The sequence below is a fragment of the Psychrobacter sp. P11F6 genome (genome assembly GCF_001435295.1).
Taxonomy (GTDB): domain Bacteria; phylum Pseudomonadota; class Gammaproteobacteria; order Pseudomonadales; family Moraxellaceae; genus Psychrobacter.
In genome coordinates this window covers 1,217,051-1,243,030 of sequence record NZ_CM003594.1, presented here as the reverse complement: position 1 = coordinate 1,243,030, position 25,980 = coordinate 1,217,051, and the positions used below count along the sequence as shown (strand labels likewise).

Here is a 25,980-nt window from a genome sequence, read left to right as displayed (position 1 = left end):
GCATGAGCGATAAGTAATGTCTTTTTTACATGGTCATAGAGGCGCACAAGGCATTACTTATTGTTTTATAATCATCCATTAGCGCGGATACTATATTGTAAAACACCAGAATCAAAACTGTAACATCTAAATGTGAGATTTATGACAAACGGTGAGCTTGATACGACAGGTGGTGCAAGAGTACAAATGAGTTTGATTTACAGTAGACCTAGATCATTCAACAGCAAAAATATGTTTGCTAAATACGATCTTTTTGAATTAGTACTACTGTTTATTATTAACTAACTCTATGATATATAAGATTTATGACATATAAAATTATTCATATATCATTGCTAGCGTTCTACTAACCTAGCAAAGGATTCTATCGATAAATTTAAATTTTGATACTCAATCAAAGCGCTTGAATCAGGTAAAATAGTGAGTATGACAACTTCTATAAATGCTAGCCCCCGTAAAATCATTCATATAGACATGGATGCTTTTTATGCCAGTGTGGAGCAGCGTGACTTTCCTGAACTGCGCGGTAAGCCATTGGTGGTTGGTGGCGATCCAAGTGGTCGCGGTGTGGTCGCAGCAGCCAGCTATGAGGTGCGTAAATTCGGTGTACGCTCTGCCATGTCTTGTTATGAGGCGCGTAAACGTTGCCCAGAAGTCATTTTTGTAAGGCCACGTTTTGAGGTTTATCGCGCAGTTAGTAGCGATATTCGTCAGATTATGTACCGCTTAACGCCACATGTTGAACCATTGTCTCTAGATGAGGCCTATCTCGATGTTACAGGGCTACAAGTCCATAAAGGCTCAGCGACCTTGATGGCGAACTGGCTAAGGGCACAAATACTAGAGCATACTGGATTAACGGCCTCAGCAGGTGTGTCGTTTAACAAGATGCTGGCTAAAATTGCCTCTGATATCAATAAACCCAATGGTACGGCTATCATCACGCCAGCGGACGCTGATGCCTTTATCAGTACGCTACCTATCGAGCGCTTTCATGGTATTGGCAAAGCCACTGCCAAGCGCTTACATGCGATGGGTGTAAGTACTGGCGCGGATCTCAAGCGAATGCAAGCGGCTGTATTGGTGCAGGAGTTCGGCAAGCGTGGGCAGTTTTATCACGATATTGCCCATGGGTGTGATGAGCGTGCTGTCAAATCTGAGCGCGCGCATAAATCTGTGGGTTCTGAGACCACATTCAAAGACAATCTAAGTAATAACCATAAATTACGTATACAAATTTATGAACAAAATGCCGATGCCTTTCATCAACTACAACAAAAACAGCTGGTCGCCTATACCATTACTCTAAAAGTTAAATACGCAGACTTTACTCAAATCACCCGCTCACACACGCTATCGACTGCCTTTAACAGTGCTGATTCTGCGCATTATTGGTTAGACAAACTGTTTTTAGACATTCCTCGTGAGCTACCTATCCGCTTAGTCGGTGTTACTTTCTCTTCATTAACACCTACCGCCCAATTGTTGCCGCAGTTAAATTTATTTGACTAACATACTGACGCTCATTACTTTTGTTAATTATTCATTCTAACAATTAATGCTTAGGCTATTTAATGTACAAGCCGTTTTGTGCGCATGAGTCGTTACTAAACTGTCCTTTCATGACATCGTTTCTGCTACAATTACGCCAAAATTTACATTCATTTAAAGATTGACTATGACCGATTTTCACACTATAGACTCTACTACTGCCGCCTCAGTTGATGCCGAAAAAAACAACAATGATTTGAATTATTTGAGCGTTGATGACTATGATTATGAGCTGCCAGATAGCCTGATTGCACGCTATCCTCTCTCACAGCGTTCTGCCTCAAAACTTTTTTATTTGCCCGCCAATAATCAAAAAGACCCTACGCTTGTAGAAGATCGCTTATTCACTGAGTTACCTGAGTTATTAAATGAGGGTGATTTGATTATATTTAATGATACAAAGGTGATGAAAGCGCGTCTTTTTGGACAAAAGGATACTGGCGGTAAGCTTGAAGTATTGATTGAACGCTTGGTTGATATCTCAGATTTAGAGACAGCGACTTTATATGTAGAGGCTGAAAAATCTGTAGAAGCTGCAAATGACAAACCCGTGAATCAAGAACATATTGCACTTTGCCATGTTAAAGCCAGCAAAGCGCTCAAACTTGGACAACACTTGCAGCTTGCTGACGGTCATATGAAGGCGGTGATGATTGGTCGTCAAGACAACTTATTTATTTTAGCGTTTGATGCGCCGATCTTGCCGCATTTAGAGCTTTATGGTGAGCTACCTATTCCCCCCTACTTTGAACGCCATGCGGATGAGACAGACAATACTCGTTATCAAACGGTTTTTCATGATCCAACCAAGCTTGCGAGTGTGGCTGCACCGACTGCAAGCTTACACTTTGATGAATCGGTACTGAGCAAACTTGCGGCAAAAGGTATTCGTACGGCTTTTGTGACTCTACACGTTGGCGCTGGTACATTTGCGCCAGTAAAAACGGACAACTTGCTCAATCACACCATGCATAGTGAGTATGCACATTTACCACAAGCAACAGCCGAACTCATCAACCAAACCCATGCGAATGGTAAACAAGTCATCGCTATTGGCACCACGGTCACACGCGTACTCGAAACAGCTTATCAAAAAACAGCCGTTAATGGGCAGCCTCTCTCCAGCTGGTCAGGTGATACCGATATATTCATTTACCCAGGGTTTAAGTTTGGTGTGATAGATCGACTATTAACCAATTTCCATTTACCCAAATCAACGTTATTAATGCTGGTCTCGGCATTTTCGGGTAAAGATGCCATTGAGCATGGTTATCAACATGCGATTAAAGAACACTATCGCTTCTTTAGTTATGGCGATGCAATGCTGCTCGACAGAAAGCGAGATTAAACAATACTCAAACATTTTTTGTATTGTCCACAACAGTTGTGAAATAAACTGGTAAACTAAATGGTATTTTGTTATAACAGCACAGATAACTTATATCTTAAAGGTCTCCACATGTCTTGTCATTTATCTCATCGGTTGACTACGGTACATCGCGCGGTCTCGATGGCACTACTTTGTTCTGTAGGCTATGCGGCTCTCGTATCGAGTGCACAAGCTGCAACGATTGGTAAGACTGTTGTCACCTCTGCCCAGCATGAGCCGCTAGCTGCGAGCATTGTGGTCAGTGATATTCGAGCCGCTGACTTTTCAGCAAGTTTGGCAAACTCTACTATTTATCAGCAAATGGGCTTGGCCCAAACTGATTCGATGACCGTACGTTTTAAACCTACCTCAGCGACCAGCGGTCAAGTATTTATTACTACCTCAAAACCTGTATCTACACCTTTTGCTGATGTGGTTTTGAACATAAATGATAAGGGTCAACGCAACGTCATTCCCAAGACATTGTTGATGCCGCTCAATAGCCGTTTGCCCATTGACACGCCTAAAAACATCGTTACTGGCGCAAAGAAACCCAATCTACCCAGTGTGTCCTCTAATACGGCTAAACCGTTGACCGTTAGAGAAGGTGCACCGCCGCCATTAACATTATCGCCCATACTAGCGACTACTCACTCGTCAACGAGCGAGTTGGTGATGTCTAAATTGCCAGCACCTAATATCCAAGCACCTACAACGACTCCTACCTCGCAAGGCAACAATCTTGCTTATGCGCCTAGCCGGCTAGATAACGGTCGTTTAAACAACGTTAACAACACTCTTAACGCTAACGACAATGATCGTAATCCAACCAGTCGATTAGACAATGGTCGCTTGAGTGCAAATGGCAATGTTACCACAATGGGTAACAGCAATATTGACCTCAATTCTGCTAAGAATGTAGCGAATGATACAGCCCTAGTCAATAACAAGACCATGCCAATAGATAATAGTCTATCAGCTACAGCTGTCACTGATAAACAGCTCGATATTTTGAATATTCAAGTCACTCGCCAGATACAGCCGAGTAGCAAATCAGAAGCTGGCATGATGACTGCTTCTCCTATTATGCCAACGCCGAGTGACAACCAAGCGAGTACACCAAAAGCCAGTCTTGACACTAGCAATACAGCTGTCGCCACTGTCCCATCTCGTGTCACCAACAACGCCTCTATCAGTACGGCAGCCAACACTACTACTGCGTCCCAATATCAAGTACAGCGCAACGACAGTCTTTGGGTTATTGCACAGCAAATTGCGCAAGAAAATGACTTAGACATTCAAACAGTAATGAAGCAGATTCAGACACAAAACCCTGATGCCTTTATTAATAAAGACGCGGGTCAACTCAAAGCGGATGCCAAGCTTAGCTTGCCCAGTTACGATGCTGTACCATCACAACAAAAACTAGAAGCAGCTATTAAAGCGCAAAGACAATATAGCCGCAGAGCAAACACACCTGTGGTAAAAAAGGCTGCCAAAGCACCCTCTAAAAAACCGTCTGAAACAAATCAAGTCGCTAAACAGCGTAAAAAACCCATGATTACTAAAACACAAACGCTGCCAAAAGCACAATTTTCAGTGCTCGCACCTGGTCGTAATGGCAACGCAGATGGCACCCAAGCAACATCAGCAGCGGCAACAGGTAATGGTCTCAGCACAGATATATTAGCCACGCTCAAGGCCTCAAGACAAAGTACGGCAGCTCAAGCTCAGCAGCTGTCAAAAACCAGCAGTGCACTTGATAGCTATACGAGAAAAATTCAATTACAAAACCAAAAACTGGCTGAGCTCCAAGCTCGTCTCAAAAAACTACGCAATCAATAATTGCCTAACTGATCAACGCAGTGTGCTGTGATCATAGGCGTGGGAGTAACTATGGACAATATGCTATATATCATCGCCGGATTGGTACTTATTCTAATAGTAGCCGGTTTACTATTGTACAAAAAGAAAGCGCAAAAGCCCTCAGCGCAGCCGGGAATGAGTACCACTACGCCAGCTCCGATGCCAAAAACGGATCACAAAACTCCTGCCCAAAGCCACAAAGATGATGACAATAAGTTTGATCATATTACGATTGCCCAGCGCTTCATGGATCAACAGCGTTATGACAAAGCCATTGAAACCCTCAGTCGCGGCCTAAGCGAAAAACCGAATGATGGCCAATTGTCTGTTAAATTACTCAGCATATACGCGACTATTAATCAGCCAGAGAACTTTAACAAAGTTTATGATGCCATCAAGACGCAAAGCGACCCAAAAAGTCTTGCGCTAGCTGATGAGTTAAAAGCTTTATTTTCGGAAGAGCAGAATCAAGTCGCAGCAAAAGAGGCACCCGTAGAAGATAATAGCCATTTTGAAAGCATAGATTTTGACTTACCGATTAATCAAATCGATAGTAAGAACGCGCTATCTGATCAGCCAGCAACCTCTGAAGATAACCGTAGTACGATGATAGACGACAGTATGTCTAACTCGTCAGTGACAAACACATCTTATGAGGCCAGTCTTACTAGCGACAATATAGAAGATAACTTTGATCTTACGCTGAGTGATTTAGAGAGTAATATTAGCGCATCTGAGGCGACTGATACGACGCCAGTCACGTCATCATTAGAGATGACAGATGATGAAAGCCTGAACACTGCCAATATCGACATAACTGATAATGATGTCGCGGTGTACGCAAAAGATAATGATCTCAATGATCTTAGTGATTTTGACTTTAGCTTTGATTCATCTGAAGAAACTGATGCGCAGGCAACGGATTCTGTCATTCCAGAACGCCCTGATAGTATTAACGATGAAATGACGCTAGAAGATGACGCGTTCATTTTAGACTTTGATGATCTAGCAACTGATGTCGATAAAGGTGTTGACGAAACTGCTGAAGCATTGTCTATCAACACTGTCCAGAATGACGAAGAAAATGATTTCACTTTGTCTTTAGACAGTCTCGATGCGCCAAACAACATAGAAACATTAACAGAAAGCGAATCACCTGTACTTGAAGAAAATAGTGATACTGATAACTTCATTATTGAAGAAGATCGTTTCGAAACTGAGAGCTTTGAAACTGGAAGCTTCGAAACTGAGAGCTTTGAAAATATTAATCTCGAAGCACAATCGCTTGATAATAATGATTCAGAATATGCTCTTGCTGAAGAATCTAGTGTTACACCGACAGCCCCGTTGCTATTTGATGATAACTCTTTATTAGACAATGAATTTGATACTCACTCTTCAACAGCACTCAGCCCAGTTGCTCCAATTGAGGACGAGTCTGCCCTTACAGCCGAAGATGCCGCTGAAACAGCAGAAGACTTCTCCTCGCGCTTTGCGGCCGACTTTGACTTTGTCAAATCATTAGATAGCACTCAAGTTACGCTAGATTTGGCAGGCCAATATTTACAATTGGGTGAATACGACAGTGCCAAACGCTTATTGAATGAGGTATTAATTCAGGGCACTAATGAGCAACAGAACCAAGCAAAAGTCTTACTAGATCGTACTGCGTAAAAGCCCCATCGTTCTTTTGTCAGCAAGTATTCTATAACACTAAGAATACTTGCTGATTTTTTTTTCATTTAACCTTTATACTATTTATTATTACTGAGCGCTATTAGCATTCAACCTTAAACTCTCTTTTTTATCACATACTTCTTTATTACGGCTCATACTATGCCATTTTCTGCTATGACAAATACATTATCCAATCCTGTCCAACTCATTTATGCTGGCGGTACTTTTGGTAGCTATGGACGACCCTTAGCACCGTTATCAGCAGAAGTATTCTTACCGACTTTACAAAAGCTATTGACTGACCAAGATAACGCTAACCACTTGCCTCAAATCTCATGGCTGGATAATGCCTTAATTAAAGACAGTAGCCAACTTACCCCTAACGACTTTGTACATTTTTATCAGCTTTTGCTAGCAGCCTATGCACAAGGCGACAGGCGTTTTGTGCTCATCACTGGTACAGATACTTTGAGTTATTTGGGTGCGTTTTTAGCAGAAGCATTTGCTGGCAGTGATATTTGTATAGTCGTCACTGGTAGTATGCGCCCATTGTTAGACAGCGAGGTGATACATTCCTATGATATCGATGACCATAGCGACGCATGGGATAACCTCAGCGATTCACTAAAAATGGCTGCTGCTGGTGAGTCAGGTGTGAAGATTGCTTTTGGCGGTGAGTCTTGGCCTGCGCAAACGGTACAAAAAATTCATAGCCATGATTTGATGGCATTTACGGGTCACTCCAGAGCTGCCTATCCTGCCAATAGTTATATCAAAAACTTACCGGATACCCGCCGCCAGCATTGGCTCGATGATCAGCAAGCAATGATTGACCATATCGAATCTCGATCTGAGCAAGCACGCATTCATGCTTTATATTGCTTGCCAAACGACACTGAGGTAATGACTAGCCAGCTACAGGCATTATTATCACAGCCGCCATGTGGCATTATCCTATTAGGATTTGGCGCAGGTAATGTTCCTTATTCACAAGCACTAGCAGAGGCACTAGAGCTTGCTTATAAAAACGGCCACATGGTGATATGCGCTAGCCAATCTCCATTTGGCGGTGTCAGTGACAGCTATGCGGCTGGTAGTTGGCAATATGAGTATCATGTGATTGCTGGCGGACGCTTAACGATTCCCGCTATCTATGCACGATTATTATGGCTATTGCTGCGTTATGACAATCCCACTCGGCGCAGACAACGTTGGTTGAACAATGTCAATCAGGCGGGCACCACTATCAAAAAACGTTAGACTATCGTTAAATATGTTTATATTTATAGGCGCCAATACGAAAATATCCAATACCAACCATGTCCGAGATTAACATGTCCGAGATTAACAGCATCAATGCTAAAACGCCCCCAACCTATACATTAGCCATTGCAATTGAGTTTTTGGGGACGCGCTATCATGGCTGGCAGCGGCAACGAGAAGTATTAGGCGTACAAGAAGCATTAGAAACCGCTATCAGTAAAGTTGCCAATGAGGCGGTAGAGGTCGTCGCGGCTGGTCGTACCGATGCAAGCGTCCATGCCAGCAATATGATTGCCCACTTTACGACACGTGCCTATCGTCCTACTCATAACTGGCTGCGCGGGGTAAACAGTCTATTACCTGATGATATCGCCCTGCGGTGGATTCAACCTATGCCTGACGACTTTCATGCGCGTTTTGGTGCCATTGCCCGTCGCTATCGCTACATCACACTGAATCAAGCGCAGCGCCCTGCTATTTTGAATCACCAAGTCACTCATATCTATGAACCGCTCGATTTAGCAGCGATGCAACTGGCGGCGGCTGAGATCGTCGGTACCCACGATTTTAGTAGCTACCGCGCCGCTGCTTGCCAGTCTAATCAACCAGTACGCTCAGTCAGTCACGCAAGACTCTTTGCCCATGGTCAGTTTATCGTTTTTGACATTCAAGCAGATGGATTTTTGCATCATATGGTTCGTAACTTAATGGGCACCTTGTATGCCATCGGTCGACACGAGTTGCAACCAGAAGCCTTTTTAGATATTTTATCCAAAAAAGATCGTACTATCGCACCACCTACTGCCTCTGGTGATGGTCTATATTTTATCAACGCTTACTATCCTGAGCATTTTCAACAACGACTACCAAATGCTCCTTTAACCCCCATTTGGCTAAATTTACCTGACTGAATAAATAGAAGTTGGCATACATAACGGTTACAGGCTGTCAAGTAAAAACCTAGTGCTGTATTGCTTTAATCCGCTAACTTACGTATAATATGGGCTTATTTTTAATTGATTGATACCAACTATGGCAAAAGACGATATTATTGAATTTGAAGGCGAAGTCATTGACACCCTTCCAAATACCCTGTTTAGAGTTCGTTTAGAAAACGGACACGAAATCATTGCTCACATCTCAGGTAAGATGCGTAAGCATTATATCCGTATCTTGACAGGTGATAAAGTTAAGGTCGAAATGACACCTTATGACCTATCAAAAGGTCGTATTACTTATCGTGGCAAAAACTAATTTCTTATAAACTAAAATGGTTATAAAAGCATTTATATAAATACAGCTGGTTGCTAAATGGCTTCTTTTCGCTGATAGCTGATATAGACGCTTGGGTGGTTTAACTGATAATAATAATGAAAATGCTAACCTGCTCATTATTGCCTATCAATATTTTAGTTATTCAGTCTTAGTTATTTGTTTTTATCATAAAAAATACCGCTAAATTTCAGCGGTATTTTTTTGTCTAAATTTTATGAGTTGACTTACTTTCAAATTTTTAAATCATGGTTAAGAAGTAGCATGGTTAAGAAATAGTGAGGCACTATTTAAACTCAACAGTCGCACCGTTTTGAATCACCCCTAGCAAAGCAAGTGCATCCCAATTTGTCAGGCGTATACAACCCGCTGAGGCTTGACGGCTGATACGATCAGGATCTGGTGAGCCATGAATACCATAAGAAGGCTTACTAAGCCCAATCCATACCGAGCCCACTGGATTATTAGGGCCAGGTGGAAGAATAGACTTGCTACCGTCCTCAGCAGTATAAGTATAATTAGGCTCATGCACCTTCACCTCTACCGTATGTGTCCCTGTTGGTGACGGTGTTGCCGTACTACCTACTGTGGTCGGATAGCTGGCAACTAAGTTGTCTTTATCATCATAGGCATATAGCGTTTCAGTGGCTTTATCAGCAACGACTCGACTGACAGGCTTGGTATTTGGATTGCCAGGATTATAAACTGTGATGGTTTCACCCGCCGTAAAGCTAGCCTTAGGGTTTAACGCTTTGAGATAGCTTTCACTAATATGGAATTTTTCTGCTAGCCCTTCTGTGATGCTCTCGTAATACAATCCCTCAAGTTTGGATTTGGCTTCAGCACCAGCTGGTATTTCTGTCATTTTAATATTAACATCCGCATCAGTTATCTGATAACTGACTAGCACTGGCTGCACCGCGAGTTTTTCATTCTTTGTCAGTGCTTGCCATGTTTCGTTGTTTAGCGTGTCAGTGACTGCCAAACCATTTGCTTGTTGAAACGCTTGCATGGCCTTGCGAGTATTCTTGCCCCAATAACCATCAACAGGACCCACACCATTGTGATGCCAATTTAATAAGGCTTGCAATTTAGTACCGATGACGCGGTCGATACTCATACCCTCTTTCCAAGTGGCATCATTCACCTTTTGCGCAGCAACTGATAAATTGTCTGTCGTGTACTTGATGGTAGGTAAAAATTTGTTCGAAGCATTTGCTGTTTTGCTATCACGTGCTAGCTTTTGGCTAACGCCATTGGTCACAGGGCTGACCTCTTCAGCAGCATTCGCCTTATGAGCATTATTTTTGCTAATACTGGCTTCATCGTTATTGGTCGGTGTTTGGTTGTCAGAGTTATTGGTCGTTGCTTGATTGTTAGTATTTACACTATCCAGTGGTGCTGCAACGCTCTGCCCCATGAAAACTGCCGTAGAAAAACCAATCATCGCTACTGCTGTGCTAATTTTTTTTAATTGATACACCTCATGCTCCTAATTTTTTATAAAAATAATAAGTTTTATTTTGTTATGTTGTCATCAAGGCTTGTTATTTTGAGTTGTAACGCCTTCATAACCAACTTTACTCAAACACTTTTACTCAAACACTTTTTCATCAGCTCTCTTCTAACGTGAAAGTCTGTGGTTCTAGTGGTTTGTAAGCTGTTAATAGTGCCATATTACCTTGTGAGCATATAACAGCTTTATGTTAATAAAGCCCTTGTCCTGCGGTGTCTGTGTTAAAACAAGTACTTTTTTACAACTATCTGATTTAGTATGTTACCGCTAGAAAGTGATTAAAATAAACATAAAAAAACCCATAATTTGCTGAGCAAACTATGGGTTTAGAACGACGATAAACGATAAAGATAAGAATTTTTCCCTATCAAAATAAAACAGGGGAAAATTTAATCTATATCACTATAGTGGTACTAGAGTAATTTAGCCAATACTGCTTGACCCATCTCTTGGCACCCTACTTGCTTCAATCCAGCTTCACTACTGTCTAAGATATCAAGCGTACGCAAACCGTCATCAAGGACATCACTCACTGCTTGCTCAATCGCTTGTGCCGCTGCTTCTTGCTTAAAGGTATAACGCAGCATCATCGCAACCGATAAAATAGTCGCCAATGGGTTGGCTTTGTCCTGCCCAGCAATGTCAGGCGCTGAACCATGACAGGGCTCATACATGCCTTTGCCTGCTTCATCAAGACTGGCTGATGGCAGCATACCGATAGATCCAGTGAGCATAGCAGCTTCATCAGACAAGATATCACCGAACATATTGCCCGTCACCATGACATCAAACTGCTTAGGGTCTTTGATAAGTTGCATACAAGCATTGTCAGCATACATGTGCGATAACGCCACTTCGCTATAATCTGCTTGCTGCATTTGGGTCATCGTTTGCTTCCACAGCTCGGTGACTTCTAATACGTTTGCTTTGTCCACTGAGCAAACTTTCGCTGCTGTGCCTGCTGCTTGCGCACGTGTTTTTGCCAATTCAAAAGCAACTTTGCCGATACGCTGAATCTCGCTTGTGCTATAGACCATGGTGTTGTAGCCTTGCTGTTCACCATTCTCTAGCGTGCGGATTCCACGTGGCTCACCAAAATAGATACCACCAGTCAACTCACGAACGATAAGCAAATCCAAGCCTGAAATAATCTCAGGTTTGATACTAGACGCATTGACCAACTGCGGGTAAAGCTTTGCCACACGTAGATTAGCAAACAAACCAAGCTCACCACGTATTTTAAGTAAACCACGTTCAGGGCGCTTGCTGCGTTCAATACCATCCCATTTAGGGCCACCGACCGCTCCTAACAATACCGCATCTGCTGCACGGGCACGGTCTAGCGTTTCATCTGGCAAAGGCTCGCCCGTTGCGTCAATGCCCACACCGCCAATCAATCCAGATTCAAGTGTCAAATCTAACGCAAATTTCTTATTGACCGCATTCAGTACGTCAATGGCTTGAGTCATGATTTCGGGACCGATACCATCGCCCGCTAATGTTAAAATCGTTGCCATACTAATCCTTGTGGGTAGGTAGTTTTTTATTTATGTTAGGGCATGTCCTCATTTTAAAAATGGTGATAAAAATTGCCGTCAAACAAGGAAAGTAGCGCAAATAATATCGAGATATTGATAAGCTATTTAACGATGTTTGGCAAAATTTAGCCATTTTCAACTCATTTAGAGGATAATCGATTGAATTGAGGACAAGCCCTAATACTACAAATTTACGATATTTTCCTAAAAACGATTTTTAGTGCCTTCAATAGCACAAAAAACCGTGATCAATTTACTATTTTTGAAAATCAAATAGGCTTTAAGCTTTGGCTTTTACTTTCGATGATGCAGGCAATGCTTTCACGATACGAGTTTCTACAAACTCTCCTTGATGCTCAGCAGACAGCTCTTTACAAAATCGGCGCTGTACAGTGTTGCCTTGATACAGGTCAACACATAGCGGCTGTGGTGAAGCGGTGTCTAATAAACTGCCAGAATTATCGTTAGATTTTTTCTGATAAGCGCGTAATTGATAAGTATCAGCGTCAATAAAATCGTGAATTAAAGTAAAACGCTCAACATAGCCCAGATTGTTTTCTGGATAGAAATTCACCTGTACTTCGCGTTTTGCAGGTTTTACCCGCGCATAATAATTGGTTAAACCCGGCATGCCTGAGGCAGACAAAGGTACAATTTTAATCTCATTTTTATGAGCGAGTGGTGTCATATCTATGTTTGCGTGCATTGATGTTTGTGCATGCTTATTGCTGGTATGACTTTTGCCCTTTGCACTCATATCTTTCATCGCGACCAGCATGGCAGGATTGATAGGCTCATGCGTATCAGCCCCTATCACTCGTGTCTTATCTATCCGTGCAATTTCACAATGATAAGTTCCTATACAGGCAATATTGACTTCACCCGCAATCGGTTGAATCTTACCTGCCCATGCTTTGGCGTTTTCTGCCTCATCTATTTTCTGATACCCAGTCAATAGCTGACAGCCTGACAACAATAAGCTTGCGGCAACAACCGTACTTGTCCATAAAGCATAACGTTTTTTATTCATAATGGCGGCTACTATTTATGAGAGAAATAATAAAATATCGTAAAAAAACTACCCTTCATTTTAGCCAGTTCACCGCCATAACTCAACGTTACATTATTACTGTTCAGCAGTTTTATAAGTAATGGCTTGCAGATTCATGATTTATGCTCGTACATCGTTAAATATCCATGGTGTTTTTTGCATCATCTTATGCTCATAATCTTTAATGGCATCGCTTTGCTGCAAGGTTAAACCAATATCATCAAGCCCGTTTAACAAGCAATGTTTGCGAAAAGCATCTACGTCAAATGTATATTCTTCACCTGTTGAGGTGACGACGACTTGGCGTTCAAGATCTGCAGTTAGCTCATAGCCTTCATTAGCAAGCGTGTCTTTCATTAATGTATCTACAATTGCCTCATCCAAGACAATTGGTAGCATGCCGTTTTTAAAGCAATTGTTATAAAAAATATCGGCAAAGCTTGGTGCAATCACCGTACGAAAACCATATTCAGACAACGCCCAAGGCGCATGCTCACGACTAGAACCACAACCAAAGTTGCGGCGTGCCAGCAAAATAGTCGCGCCTTGATAACGCGGCTTATTTAGCACAAATTCTGGATTGATAACGCGTGTGCTATTGTCTTGACCCGGATATCCTTCGTCGAGATAACGCCAATCATCAAACAAATTGACGCCAAATCCTGTGCGTTTAATAGACTTTAAAAACTGTTTTGCAATAATTTGATCGGTATCGACGTTTGCGCGATCTAATGGGCAAACGATACCCGTTTGAGTGTTATAAGCTTGCATGAGTTTTCCTTAAAATATCGATTACTAACGTAAATTTTTTTGACGGTCTAATGAATCTTAAAAGAGCGTGCCATTTGTTTAACAATACTTGTCATTTTAGTTTTTTCACTTTCAGGATAGTTCAGATGTAATACTGCTTCCTGACCATCCTTAACTTTAATAACATGATAAAAAACTTGACCGTCTTTTCTATAGCCGCTTGCTGTATAGGTTTTATCTTTTAACAGCTCGTAAGTAACGGTCATGCCTGTTTTATATCGATGCTGCTTCTCTTTTAGATAATCGCTATCGGTATAAAAGAAAACAGTTGGTGTATTACTCCCAAAGACCAAAATAGTGGCATTAGAGTTGGGTAACTTAAAATGACGACCATCACCATTATCTGCCTCAGGCAACCATGCCAATTGATTTGGCACATCGACACAATAGGCAAATCTTCCATTACAGTAATCACGAGCCATCGCTAGCTGAGAGCTACCCAATAAGCAAAATAAAACAAACAGCATTTTCATTTTTATGCTCTATAGAAATGAAAAGTTAAAACGTACGCACATCGACAAAGTGACCCGCCAATGCGGCGGCAGCTGCCATTGCTGGGCTGACCAAATGGGTACGACCACCATTGCCCTGACGGCCTTCAAAGTTACGGTTGGACGTTGAAGCGCAATGCTCTTGTGGCTCAAGCTTATCCGCATTCATGGCAAGACACATCGAACAACCCGGCTCACGCCACTCAAATCCAGCCTCAGTAAACAAGGCATCTAAGCCTTCTGCTTCAGCCTGCAACTTCACTTGCCCAGAACCTGCCACAACGATGGCTTCTTTGATATTGTCAGCGACTTTACGACCTTTAATGACTGCGGCGGCATCACGCAAATCTTCAATACGCGAATTGGTACATGAACCAATAAAAATGCGATCAAGCCGGATATCGGTAATCTTTTGCCCAGCGTCTAAACCCATATAGGTATAAGCACGTAACCAGCCTTCTTCTTGTGCCTCATCTACCGCTTGATCAGGTGTTGGTACAGATTGAGTGATATCGACAACCATTTCAGGAGAGGTTCCCCAAGAGACTTGTGGCGCTATTTGGCTACCATCCAACTCAACAACAGTATCAAATACTGCGTCATCATCTGAATATAAGGTACGCCAGTAAGCTTCCGCTTGCGCCCATTGCTCAGAGGTTGGCGCATAAGGACGACCTTTGACATATTCAATGGTCGTGTCATCGACTGCAACCATACCCACGCGAGCACCCGCTTCGATCGCCATGTTACAAACGGTCATACGACCTTCCATACTCATCTCTTCAAATACTTGCCCAGCAAATTCGATAGCATGGCCTGTCCCGCCAGCCGTGCCAATTTTAGCGATAATAGCTAATACCACGTCTTTTGAGGTCACGCCAGCACCAAGCTTACCAGTGACACGAATTTGCATATTTTTTGATTTCTTTTGAATCAAACATTGCGTTGCCAATACATGCTCAACCTCTGATGTGCCGATACCGTGCGCTAAGCAGCCCAGCGCGCCATGAGTAGCAGTATGCGAATCACCACAAACAACCGTCATACCCGGTAACACCAAACCTTGCTCAGGGCCAACGACGTGTAAAATGCCTTGACGAGCATCATTAATCGTAAACTCAGCGATATCAAATTTGGTGCAATTTTCATCCAATGTCACTACCTGCAAGCGTGATACCTTGTCTTTGATACCAGGCACGCCTTCTAAACGCTCTTTAGTGACTGTGGGTACGTTATGGTCAGGACTGGCGATATTAGCCGACAGGCGCCACGGTGCTCTATTGGCTAACTCCAAACCTTCAAATGCTTGCGGACTGGTCACTTCATGCAACAGATGGCGGTCGATATAAATCAGGCTCGAACCATCGTCACGCTTGGTGACTTCGTGAGCATTCCAAAGTTTGTCATATAACGTTTGACCGGCCATGTTGCTATCCTTTATTGGTTGCTAATTACTGGTTTTTTTACTTGCTTATAGTCATTCCACTATAAAAGTATTACTGCGTTAACCTCGCTTGAAGTATTAAATATACATCTACACTCAGTTGCCTTTTACTACTTTTAAATTGAATCGACTATAGCCTATGGTAAAAATTTTCTTTGAATTTTATACGTCGCGATACTTTATTATCAGCGGCATCGTCAGCAGCGCTTGTATCAAAATCAATATTTTTATATTGGCGATTGTACATTGATGACCATTATCAGCGCTTAAAACGTACGATGAGCTGCAAATAGTCAATTTAATAGAATAAATATGTCACAATACGTCTTGATGTCTTGTGATTATAGCAGGCTAATCCTATAATAATAATTGATGATTTTTGCCCAGACGCAAACTTTTATTTCTAATACATTGTGATTGGGTCAGCCAACTTTTATTTATAGCTCGCAAAGTAGCTAAGGACATCCGTTTGAACACCACAAACTTGACGACATTCGTTACCGTTATGCACACTGGCAGCATCTCAGGTGCCGCAGAAAAACTGTTTATCACACAGCCTGCCGTCAGTAAACGCATCAAAAATTTGGAAGATGAATTCAACATTACTTTGTTTGATACGGTGGGACGCGGCATTGTACCAACCCAAGCAGCCAATGAAATGCTGCCGCACGCCAAGCGTTGGCTAGAAGATTATGAGAATTTTAAGATTAATCTGCAACACTCCCAGCATATCGTATCTGGCAAATTAGTGATCGGTACCAGTCATCATATTGGCTTGCACCATTTAGCGCCTGTACTTAAGCATTTTATCCAAGCTTATCCTGCCGTACAACTAGAAGTACATTTCGTTGATTCAGAAAAAGCGCACAAAGCCGTACTCGATGGCGATTTATCATTAGCATTTTTAACACTGCCGCCCGTCTATGATAAGCGTTTGACCTATCATACGCTATGGTCAGACCCTCTTTACTTTATGACAGGTACGCTATCGCCTTTAGCGACCAAATCTAATGTGACACTAGAGCAATTGGCACGCTATCCTGCTATTTTACCGTCTGCCAACACCTTTACCAGTCAAATTACCTTGGCTGAATTCGCCAAGCACAATCTGAAACCCTATGCCACGATGAGCACCAATCCTCTTGAGTCTATTCGCATGCTGGTTTCTGTTGGTCTGGGATGGTCTGTATTACCGCAAACCATGATTAGTCAGGATTTAGAACGTATCGATATGGCAGACAATATAGAGTTACAACGCTATTTGGGTGTGGTTATCAATCCGAAATTGACGCAATCTAGCAGCGTTACAGCTTTGTTAGACTTGTTAGCGCCTATTGAATAAGACTCCCGCTAAACGATGATTAGAGCGTGCTATGGAATCTAAAAAGCACGCTATTCGCATTTATGACCCTCATGCGTTATAATACGCTTGACGTTGTTTTTATAACAAAAATTTACTATAAGAACACTGATAGTCATATATTGAACACTTCGAGTAATATATGATGGTTAATAGTAGGTTTAATGGTTTTAAATGATTGGTTATATAGGTGGCCGATACTGATAACTGAGTCGCAAATACGAGCAATCGATATGATGTAATATGACATTCTTATTGACCTCTAAACACTGCGAATTCGTATTAGCCCTAGAACAGCATCAATCATATAAAACTAACAGCAGATATTGAATAAAAGCCATTATGTCCTACTTAATGGCTTTTTTCGTCTTTAGATATTGTTTGGGACATCGTCTTATAACACTTAATCTTTATAGTTAAAATAATTACCGCCAACCATGTTGGTTAAGGACAATTTATATGAACGGAGTTTCTAGTGGCGTGCTGGTATCACTTGGCGCCTATTTTTTAGTGATGATTGGTATTGGCATTTACGCTTACTTTAAGCAAGCCAATGATACTGAAGGCTATATGTTAGGAGGACGCAGTTTAGGTCCAGCAGTCACTGCACTATCGGCAGGTGCATCAGATATGTCAGGTTGGTTACTACTTGGCTTGCCCGGCTATATGTATGCTGACGGTGTCGTGAGTATATGGATCGCACTTGGTTTGACACTTGGTGCATTTTTAAACTACCTTATCGTGGCACCGCGTCTTCGCGTTTATACCGAAGTGGCTGACAATGCCATCACTCTACCCGATTATTTCGCCAACCGCTTCGAAGATAAGTCGCACATGCTGCGTGTTATCTCAGCCGTGGTTATCATTTTATTCTTCACGGTTTATACTGCTGCAAGCCTAGTAGGCGGTGGTAAACTCTTCGAAAGCTCACTGAATCTTTCTTATAGCACTGGTCTATGGGTCACCGCTGGCGTTGTCGTTGCTTATACGTTATTCGGTGGTTTCTTAGCTGTTTCGATGACTGACTTTGTACAGGGTATCATCATGCTATTTGCGATGGTCATTGTTCCTGTCGTCGCTTTCACTGATCTGGGCGGTATTTCAGCCACTACTCAAGCGGTTAGAAATATCGATCCAAGCTTGCTTAACATTACTAATGGGATGAGTATCCTTGGCATTGTGTCATTGATGGCATGGGGTTTAGGTTATTTTGGTCAGCCACACATTATTGTACGTTTTATGGCCATTCGCTCAGTCAAAGATGTCCCTACTGCCCGTAACATCGGTATGAGCTGGATGATTGTCAGCCTTATCGGGGCACTGATGACAGGTTTTGCTGGTCGTGCGTATGTGCAAAAGACAGCGATGACTTTAGATGATCCTGAGACCATCTTTTTAGTATTTACGCAGTTTTTATTCCATCCATTGGTTTCAGGCTTCTTATTAGCTGCAATTTTAGCTGCGATTATGAGTACCATCTCATCACAGCTATTGGTGGTATCAAGCTCGTTAACTAAAGATGTCTATAAGTTGTTTTTTGATCAAGATGCACCTGAGGCGCGTCAAGTATTGGTCGGCCGCATTTCCGTAATCATTGTCGCCGTTGTTGCCATTTTACTGGCGTCTAATCCAGAAAGCTCAGTATTGAATTTGGTTTCTAACGCTTGGGCAGGGTTTGGTGCCGCATTTGGACCGTTGGTTATTTTCAGCCTAATCTGGCGCGGTATGAACCGTAATGGTGCAGTTGCTGGTATGGTCGTTGGTGCATTGACGGTTATCCTATGGATTTACGGTCCTTTCCAGATGAATGGCATGGCACTCAATAGCTGGTTATATGCTATCGTTCCGGGCTTTATCTTAAGTACAATCGCCATTTTTGCGGTAAGTATCATGACAGGCGGTCCAAAAGCCTCTGTTACTGCGAAATTTAAAGAAATGGAACTTAATTTAAATAAATAAGCTTATCGATATAATTATCACTATAAAAAAACCTCGCCATTATTGGCGAGGTTTTTGTATTGATGACTATTAAATATAATACCTAGGACATTGGTACATAAGTAAGCTATGGTTATTTCTATTAGAGATCTCATACTTAGCTAATAGCGCTATAACATTTCATAATTCAGGTGTTAACTTTTCACTCAATCATCACGCTTGTAGCCACTTATGCTATGTCATTAATCATCTAACTTGTTAGTGTAAGATATACTACTGAATAAATTTATAATGCACCTCAAATATCAAAGATAAATGGATAAGCAGAACTACCTCAGCGAGGCTAAAAAGTTAGAGATATGGCAGTTATGATATCTATTAGCGCTGAGAGGTCAATGAGTCTTGGATTTAAGTGTGTTTCAAGAAGCGTATATTTCAGCTGAAATATACTTATGATCGTAATAACTCAATGATTTTGTGGCTTATGTTTGAGGCAAATATCGTTTAATTGCGGGCAAGAAACAAATCACTGCCGTCTTAGACATCGTCTAAAAAAAGCTGTCAAATAAATTTATTATTTTGCTAAAAACCTTTATGCACACTTTAAAGTCGTTGATTTAATGTTCTTTTATATCAATTTCTATTTCGAACACCGATAAAAAAGCGACCCATCACGGATCGCTTTTTTTATGTATTAATACGGCAAAATATGCGTATTATTTAGTGTCTTGGTAAGACAATTTTACACCGAATATGTATCCATCATTGTCTTGAAAGTCACCAACAATTTTGTCACTTGGCAACACACCTTGGGCATCGCCAAACCATAGGTATTTGCCACCTGCTGATACCGCCCAGTTTTCTGTCACGTTATACTTTGCACCCAAACCAGCACTGTAATAGCCTTCGATAGGACCTAACGAAGTGACAGGGTTACCAGCACCACTATCCCAACCAACGGTACCACTAATTGCAAGTGCTGGCGCAACACGCTTGGCTAGACCAAGCTCTACTTGCCATTGATCCTCTTCGTACTCAACCAAGTTCAAACCATCAGGTCCATAAGATCTTTTACTAACCTCATTATATAGTGGCGGCGTAATCTTAAAGTCACCCCAAGGTACCCAGCGCACTTTTGCAGTTGCTAACGTCGTTGGGTTAATACCGGTTTGAAAATCAAAGTTTACGGATTTAGGAGTAGTAATTTCCATATTACTAGTGCGATTGGCTGCAGCTGGATCACCAGCTATAACGCCAGCTAAAGGATAGGTTTCAGCCACTTTCATGTTGTGATCAATTTCAGAGCGATAGGTCAGTGCTGCTTTTAAGGCAATTTCAGGTTTGCTATAAGCAATACCGGCTATATAACCATAATCCATATCAGGGCTGTTACGTGAGGTATAGCCAGTAGCAGGACCATAAGCCAAACCTCGTAATTTCACTTCAGACTCAATACGCTGAGCGACTGGACCACCGTATACTTGAAACTCTTTATTGGCACCAAATTTTGCGCCAAGAATGGCTGTCAGACTATTACTACGTACTTCAACGTTAGTGCCTTCTCCTGCATTAGCTGCTTCTGCTTGTGCTATCGCATTTGCTGTACCGAGACCAGTGGCCTGATTCACAAAACCTTGCGCTGCTGCTGCTTGAGCTTGAGCTTGTTGTGCAAGACCTTGTGCGACTTGAGGGTCTGTAGCTGTTGCAGCTAATTGTCCAAGTCGTTGCGCTTCCGCACCTGCTGCTTGAGCCTGCTGTGTCAAACCTTGAATTGCAGGGCCAAGAGTGTTGGCGTCAAACTGGCCACCCGTTAACTGAGTTATTGAGGCATTAATATCGCCTTTCGACACAAAATTGTTATCACCAGTATATTTCGCTGCTGCGCCAAAGGGCTCATCATATAAGACACCAACACTAAAGGTTTCATTGATATCTGTTTTTACGCCATAACGAAAGAAGTCATAATACTCAGCGATATCGCCAGTCTTATCACCTCTAACATAGGTGTTATTCGTAGGAACGTTATTGGCGCTATCATAACCACTAACATCAGCATCGATATAGGTGTAAACAGCTTCAGCATAGGTGCCATCTTGGAGGAAGGCTGTGACATCCTGACCTGAACGGTCAAGACCAGCAGCACTGGTTACGCTAGCTACAGAAAAAGCGGCAATCGCTACTGCAAGGGTTTTTAAATGAAAAGTATTGCGCATTGTGTATCTCCAAACGTCCTTGTTGTTTTACTACTTAAATAATCAATATTTAGCATTGCTGCGCATAACTTTATGATTATAAAAGTCGTGTCCTGAGATGAATACTAATGCCTTTTTGACACTAAAACAACAATTAAAGTGCTTTATTTCCCGAATATGACTGGACAGTACAAATAAGATACACGTACAAGACTAATATCTAGTTTTTCATTCTGATATTTTTTAAATTACTATCAGTATTTTTTAGAGATAGCAGTCAGATCCCTATCTGTTGTAACTTAATAATCCTAAAATACTCTAATCTTTTATTAAACTTAAACACGCTGGCATAAAAAAGCGACCCAATCAGGATCGCTTTTTATTATCTAGACTATGGATTTATAACTTAGCAAATGACACATCACATTAGTTTGCTTGGTAAGAAAGCTTCACGCCAAGTGCAAAACCATCGTTGTCTTCAAAGTTACTAACCACGGCTTTAGTCGGAATTTGGCCTTTAGCATCACCGAACCATAGATATTTACCGCCAGCTGATACTGCCCAGTTTTCAGTCACATTGTACTTGGCACCCAAACCAGCACTGTAGTAGCCTTCGATAGGACCTAGCGAGGTTACAGGGTTACCAGCACCACTATCCCAACCGACAGTGCCTGTTACTGCTAATGCTGGCGTCATGCGCTTAGCGAGACCTAGCTCAACTTGCCATTGATCTTCATCGTAACTAACTAATGCCAAGCCTTCATCATCTTTTGTCGATACTTTACTGACATCATTGTATAGTGACGGTACGATAGCAAAATCACTCCAAGGCACCCAACGGACTTTCGCAGTAGCTAGCATGGTAGGATTGATACCCGTCTGGAAATCAAAGTTGACTGATTCTGGCGTGTTGATTTCAATATCAGAATGTCTGGTAGTCGGCAACGCTAGACCAGCGGTAGCACCTGCAGCCGTAGCAATTGGAAAAGTCTCAAAAGCTTTTGCATTATGCTTGATTTCAGAGCGATACGTCAAAGCAGCCTTAAGTGCAATTTCAGGCTTGCTATAAGCCATACCAGCGATCCAGCCATAGTCTTGGTCATTACTGATGTGAGTGGTATAACCCTTGGCTGAACTGTATGCATCACCGCGCAATTTTACATCTGCCTTTACGCGCTGAGCCACTGGACCACCATAAGCTTGAAACTCTTTATTAGCACCAAATTTAGCACCAAGAATACCAGTAATACTCTCAGTACGTACTTCTACTTGTGTCGCTTCGCCCGCTACTGCTGCTAGACCTTTAGCGGCTTCAAGACCAATTAGCTTACCCTGCGCCTCTTTTAATTGATCAGCTGTCAAACCACCTGGATTACCTGGCGCCAGCGCTCCTTGCAATTGCGGTATCAATACGTTATCGACATAAGCTTCGGTAACATTAGGAATTTTTGTAAAATCTTGAATGATAGCGTCACGATCACTGTCAGTGACGAAATCGTTTTGACCGTTATAATCAGCAGCGGCACCAAAGGGCTCATCATATAAAATACCGATGCTAAACGTGTCGTTAATATCTGCTTTTACACCATAACGGAAAAAATCATAAGACTCTGCGATATCATTGAGCTTATTGCCTGACAAGTCTTTACCACTCACATCGGCATCGATATAAGTATAAACAGATTCGGCGTAGGTGCCATCTTGTAAGAATGCAGTGATATCTTGACCTGAACGATCAAGACCAGCAGCACTAGCAACGCTAGCAATAGAAAGAGCAGCGACAGCTACTGTGAGAGTTTTCAAATGAAAATTTGCGCGCATTATGTATCTCCAAACGTCCGCATTGTTTTACTACTTTACTTAATTTTAATAAGCAAGCAGCATCCGAGGTGGAGGATAGTAATGATTTTCGAACATTAAAACAACTGCAAAAACACATTATTTCCTGATTATGACTGAACAGTATCTGTATCTCACAATGCGGATATAATAGTTATAAATTTTCAACCATTTAGTTTTTGTAGATATTAATAATGAGGGGGTCTTTCTGCCATTACATCAAAAGGCGCAATGCCGCCTTCAGGATCCTGACTATCCACTTGTTTATAAATCAGCTGCAACTGTCGTTGTAATGTCTGAATATCTTTATCTTGCCGCGCAATCACCTCATCGAGTCGCTCTACTGTCATCTCTAGATGCGCCATACTCATCTGTAAATCAATGACTTGTTGCGTTTGTAAGTCCGTGTGCACAGCTAAAGCCTCGTTCTGAGCCTTATCTTGAGGATTAAATTGATTCATATTTTTCTCTGAATTATCATAAACATAAGACTGGTAGGATTCATTAATAAAATGGCTCGATGACCGATACAAAGTAGCAATTAGACGACGATGCTCTTTATAAAATAGCAGCCGTTAATAAAAGCCATAAATAGTGCGGATAAAATCATTTACGCTCACTACAGTCACGTGATGGCATGTTATACTGCTCGCAATTTTGCAGCAACCCCTACCTCACTATTATATAAGCTTAAGATATTCTATGGCTCTGATACATTTAAAAGATATCCACCTTGCTTTTGGCGTCGCTCCTGTTCTTGATGGCATTGATTTTGCTATTGAGGCAGGTGAACGTGTCTGTTTAATTGGCCGTAATGGCGAAGGCAAATCCACCTTATTTAAGCTAATTAACGGCACCTTACAACCTGATAGCGGCGAAGTCATTATCAATAGCAGCGTGCGCGTGGCGATGCTAGAACAAGACGTTCCCGAGACAAGCGGACGTATCCTAGACATCGTTATGGGTGGTAGCAGCCGTACGGCTGAGCTGCTTATCAACTACAATGCCCAAACAGATTTATGTGCCAATGGCGACATGGATGCTTGTGAGCGTATGGCCGATTTACAGCATGATATCGATGCGGTACACGGTTGGGATTTAGAACGGGAAGCCACCCGCCTGATCAAAACCATGGGGCTGGATCCAGATGATGATTTATCTTCATTATCAGGTGGTCGTAAGCGCCGTGTACTACTAGCACGCTCATTGGTCACCAAACCTGATGTACTGCTGCTCGATGAACCAACCAACCATTTAGACGTTGATAGTATTGAATGGCTAGAGCGCTTTTTATTGGATTGGCAAGGTCTAACATTGTTGTTTGTCACCCATGATAGAGCATTCGTCAATAAACTATCGACGCGCATCATTGAGCTAGATCGTGGTCAATTGACCAGCTATGACGTCACTCAAGGCGAAGGTGGCTATGCCCGCTATCAAGAACTAAAAGAACTACAGTTATTGGCTGAAGAAAAAAACAACGCCAACTTTGATAAAAAACTGGCGCAAGAAGAAGTTTGGATTCGTCAAGGTATCAAAGCCCGCCGTACCCGTAACGAAGGCCGTGTCCGTGAGCTAAAAGCCCTGCGTGAAGAGCGTAGCGATCGCCGTGAGCAAGTCGGCAATGTCAACATCACCATGGGTCAAGGCGAGAAAAGCGGTAAGCTGGTCTGTAAAGTCAAAAACTTACATCTTGAGTATGATGGCAATGTATTGGTTGATAACTTTACGACCACTATTATGCGCGGCGATAAAATCGGTATTGTCGGACCCAACGGTGCGGGCAAAACCACACTGATTAAAGCCCTACTGGATATGTCTGATGACGAAGTCACAAAGACTGGTAGTGTTGAATTAGGCACTAACTTAAAAATCGCTTTCTTCGACCAGTTGCGCGATCAGTTAGACCTTGAAGCCAGTGTGGCGCAAAACGTCTCTGAAGGCTCAGACTTCGTAGAAGTGGGCGGTCGCAAGACGCACATCATGAGCTATCTACAAGATTTCTTATTTGCCCCAGAGCGCGCGCGTACCCCTGTCAAAGCACTATCAGGTGGTGAGCGTAACCGCGTACTACTTGCCAAGCAGCTATTAAAGCCTGCCAACATTCTGGTACTCGATGAGCCAACCAACGACTTGGATATGGCGACACTTGAGCTACTAGAAGAGTCAGTCGCCAGCTTTGGCGGTACGATTTTGCTAATCAGCCATGACCGCTCATTTATGGACAATGTCGTTACTTCTACTTGGGTATTTGACCAAGATGAAGACGGCAAAGGTATCGTCAAAGAGTATGTCGGTGGTTATCAAGAGTATTTGGTACAAAAAAACCGTGAGCAAGCCGCACACGCGGCTAGAGCACCAGCCAATAATGCAAATACTGCCAGTAAAGTTACCAATAAGACAACCGCAGCAAAACCTAACAAAGCTGCCAAAAAGCTCAACTTCAATGAACAGCGTGAACTGGACAATTTACCAAAAGAAATCGCTGCATTAGAAGCTGAACAAGCCCAATTGCAAGAGAAATTAGCAGATGGCTCATGGTTCACCACTGACGTTAATGCAGCGACTGCTGCCAGTGAGCGCCTACTGACGATTGAAGATGAGATGATGAGTAAGCTTGAGCGTTGGAGTGAGCTTGAGAGCTAACGTTAGCGAATAAAGCCATGTTTTATAAAACATAAAAAGTAATAAAATAATCACCGTTTTGTTCTTATAAAGCGGTGATTATTGGTTTACGACTACTTACATAGTAGTTAGGTACTGAAAGTTAGTGAACATTACCTTAATTTCGAGTATCATTCGC

General features: G+C 42.2%; 19 protein-coding genes. 10 read left to right on the top strand and 9 right to left on the bottom strand.

Annotated features, from left to right (window positions below; genetic code table 11):
• The first annotated feature begins 426 nt into the window (after positions 1–426).
• The 7 genes from dinB (at position 427) to infA (ending at position 8,980) form a co-directional block, all read left to right on the top strand.
• Entirely contained in the window at positions 427–1,512 is a 1,086-nt protein-coding gene (dinB, locus tag AK822_RS05165; RefSeq protein WP_060490809.1) for a DNA polymerase IV, read from the top strand.
• A 166-nt stretch (positions 1,513–1,678) separates the two neighbouring features.
• Positions 1,679–2,899: a tRNA preQ1(34) S-adenosylmethionine ribosyltransferase-isomerase QueA gene (gene queA / locus AK822_RS05160; RefSeq protein WP_060490808.1), complete on the top strand. Its 1,221-nt coding sequence runs from the start codon at positions 1,679–1,681 to the stop codon at positions 2,897–2,899.
• A 111-nt stretch (positions 2,900–3,010) separates the two neighbouring features.
• A complete protein-coding gene (locus AK822_RS05155; RefSeq protein WP_060490807.1) occupies positions 3,011–4,765 on the top strand; it encodes a type IV pilus assembly protein FimV in 1,755 nt (584 codons plus the stop codon).
• A gap of 51 nt (positions 4,766–4,816) precedes the next feature.
• Positions 4,817–6,460, top strand: coding sequence for a FimV/HubP family polar landmark protein (locus AK822_RS05150; RefSeq protein WP_060490806.1), 1,644 nt, complete (start codon positions 4,817–4,819; stop codon positions 6,458–6,460).
• A gap of 177 nt (positions 6,461–6,637) precedes the next feature.
• Complete coding sequence (locus AK822_RS05145; RefSeq protein ID WP_060492180.1) at positions 6,638–7,723, top strand: asparaginase; 1,086 nt, start codon at positions 6,638–6,640, stop codon at positions 7,721–7,723.
• Between the two features lie 74 nt (positions 7,724–7,797).
• Positions 7,798–8,637 (top strand): tRNA pseudouridine(38-40) synthase TruA, encoded by an 840-nt coding sequence (gene truA, locus AK822_RS05140; RefSeq protein ID WP_060492179.1) that lies wholly within the window; start codon positions 7,798–7,800, stop codon positions 8,635–8,637.
• Positions 8,638–8,758: 121 nt separating this feature from the next.
• Entirely contained in the window at positions 8,759–8,980 is a 222-nt protein-coding gene (gene infA / locus AK822_RS05135) for a translation initiation factor IF-1 (protein ID WP_045446828.1), read from the top strand.
• Between the two features lie 304 nt (positions 8,981–9,284).
• On the opposite strand, the gene AK822_RS05130 is transcribed toward infA, so the two are convergent.
• The 6 genes from AK822_RS05130 to leuC all read right to left on the bottom strand — a co-directional run bounded on the left by AK822_RS05130 (position 9,285) and on the right by leuC (position 15,830).
• Positions 9,285–10,481 (bottom strand): L,D-transpeptidase family protein, encoded by a 1,197-nt coding sequence (locus AK822_RS05130; protein WP_060490805.1) that lies wholly within the window; start codon positions 10,479–10,481, stop codon positions 9,285–9,287.
• Positions 10,482–10,927: 446 nt separating this feature from the next.
• Positions 10,928–12,031, bottom strand: coding sequence for a 3-isopropylmalate dehydrogenase (gene leuB / locus AK822_RS05125; protein ID WP_060490804.1), 1,104 nt, complete (start codon positions 12,029–12,031; stop codon positions 10,928–10,930).
• Between the two features lie 301 nt (positions 12,032–12,332).
• The gene (locus AK822_RS05120; protein WP_060490803.1) at positions 12,333–13,082 is read right to left on the bottom strand and encodes a hypothetical protein; all 750 of its coding nucleotides are present in this window, start codon (positions 13,080–13,082) and stop codon (positions 12,333–12,335) included.
• Positions 13,083–13,223: 141 nt separating this feature from the next.
• On the bottom strand, positions 13,224–13,874 hold the full coding sequence (gene leuD, locus AK822_RS05115; RefSeq protein WP_060490802.1) for a 3-isopropylmalate dehydratase small subunit: 651 nt from the start codon (positions 13,872–13,874) through the stop codon (positions 13,224–13,226).
• Positions 13,875–13,921: 47 nt separating this feature from the next.
• Positions 13,922–14,386, bottom strand: a complete 465-nt coding sequence (locus tag AK822_RS05110) for a hypothetical protein (RefSeq protein ID WP_060490801.1) — start codon at positions 14,384–14,386, stop codon at positions 13,922–13,924.
• Positions 14,387–14,411: 25 nt separating this feature from the next.
• Positions 14,412–15,830: a 3-isopropylmalate dehydratase large subunit gene (leuC, locus tag AK822_RS05105; RefSeq protein ID WP_060490800.1), complete on the bottom strand. Its 1,419-nt coding sequence runs from the start codon at positions 15,828–15,830 to the stop codon at positions 14,412–14,414.
• A 487-nt stretch (positions 15,831–16,317) separates the two neighbouring features.
• Between leuC and AK822_RS05100 the strand changes: the two genes are divergently transcribed.
• Positions 16,318–17,190: a LysR family transcriptional regulator gene (locus AK822_RS05100; RefSeq protein ID WP_045446822.1), complete on the top strand. Its 873-nt coding sequence runs from the start codon at positions 16,318–16,320 to the stop codon at positions 17,188–17,190.
• 477 nt (positions 17,191–17,667) lie between these two features.
• A complete protein-coding gene (putP, locus tag AK822_RS05095; RefSeq protein WP_045446819.1) occupies positions 17,668–19,167 on the top strand; it encodes a sodium/proline symporter PutP in 1,500 nt (499 codons plus the stop codon).
• Between the two features lie 695 nt (positions 19,168–19,862).
• Here the strand turns inward: putP and AK822_RS05090 are convergent.
• From AK822_RS05090 to AK822_RS05080, 3 genes are all read right to left on the bottom strand, one after another.
• Entirely contained in the window at positions 19,863–21,359 is a 1,497-nt protein-coding gene (locus AK822_RS05090; protein ID WP_060490799.1) for a hypothetical protein, read from the bottom strand.
• Positions 21,360–21,764: 405 nt separating this feature from the next.
• The gene (locus AK822_RS05085) at positions 21,765–23,159 is read right to left on the bottom strand and encodes an outer membrane protein transport protein (protein ID WP_060490798.1); all 1,395 of its coding nucleotides are present in this window, start codon (positions 23,157–23,159) and stop codon (positions 21,765–21,767) included.
• A 206-nt stretch (positions 23,160–23,365) separates the two neighbouring features.
• The gene (locus tag AK822_RS05080) at positions 23,366–23,638 is read right to left on the bottom strand and encodes a SlyX family protein (protein ID WP_060490797.1); all 273 of its coding nucleotides are present in this window, start codon (positions 23,636–23,638) and stop codon (positions 23,366–23,368) included.
• Positions 23,639–23,879: 241 nt separating this feature from the next.
• Here AK822_RS05080 and AK822_RS05075 point away from each other — a divergent pair, with 241 nt between their 5' ends.
• Positions 23,880–25,823 (top strand): ATP-binding cassette domain-containing protein, encoded by a 1,944-nt coding sequence (locus AK822_RS05075; RefSeq protein WP_060490796.1) that lies wholly within the window; start codon positions 23,880–23,882, stop codon positions 25,821–25,823.
• The last annotated feature ends 157 nt before the right edge of the window (positions 25,824–25,980 follow it).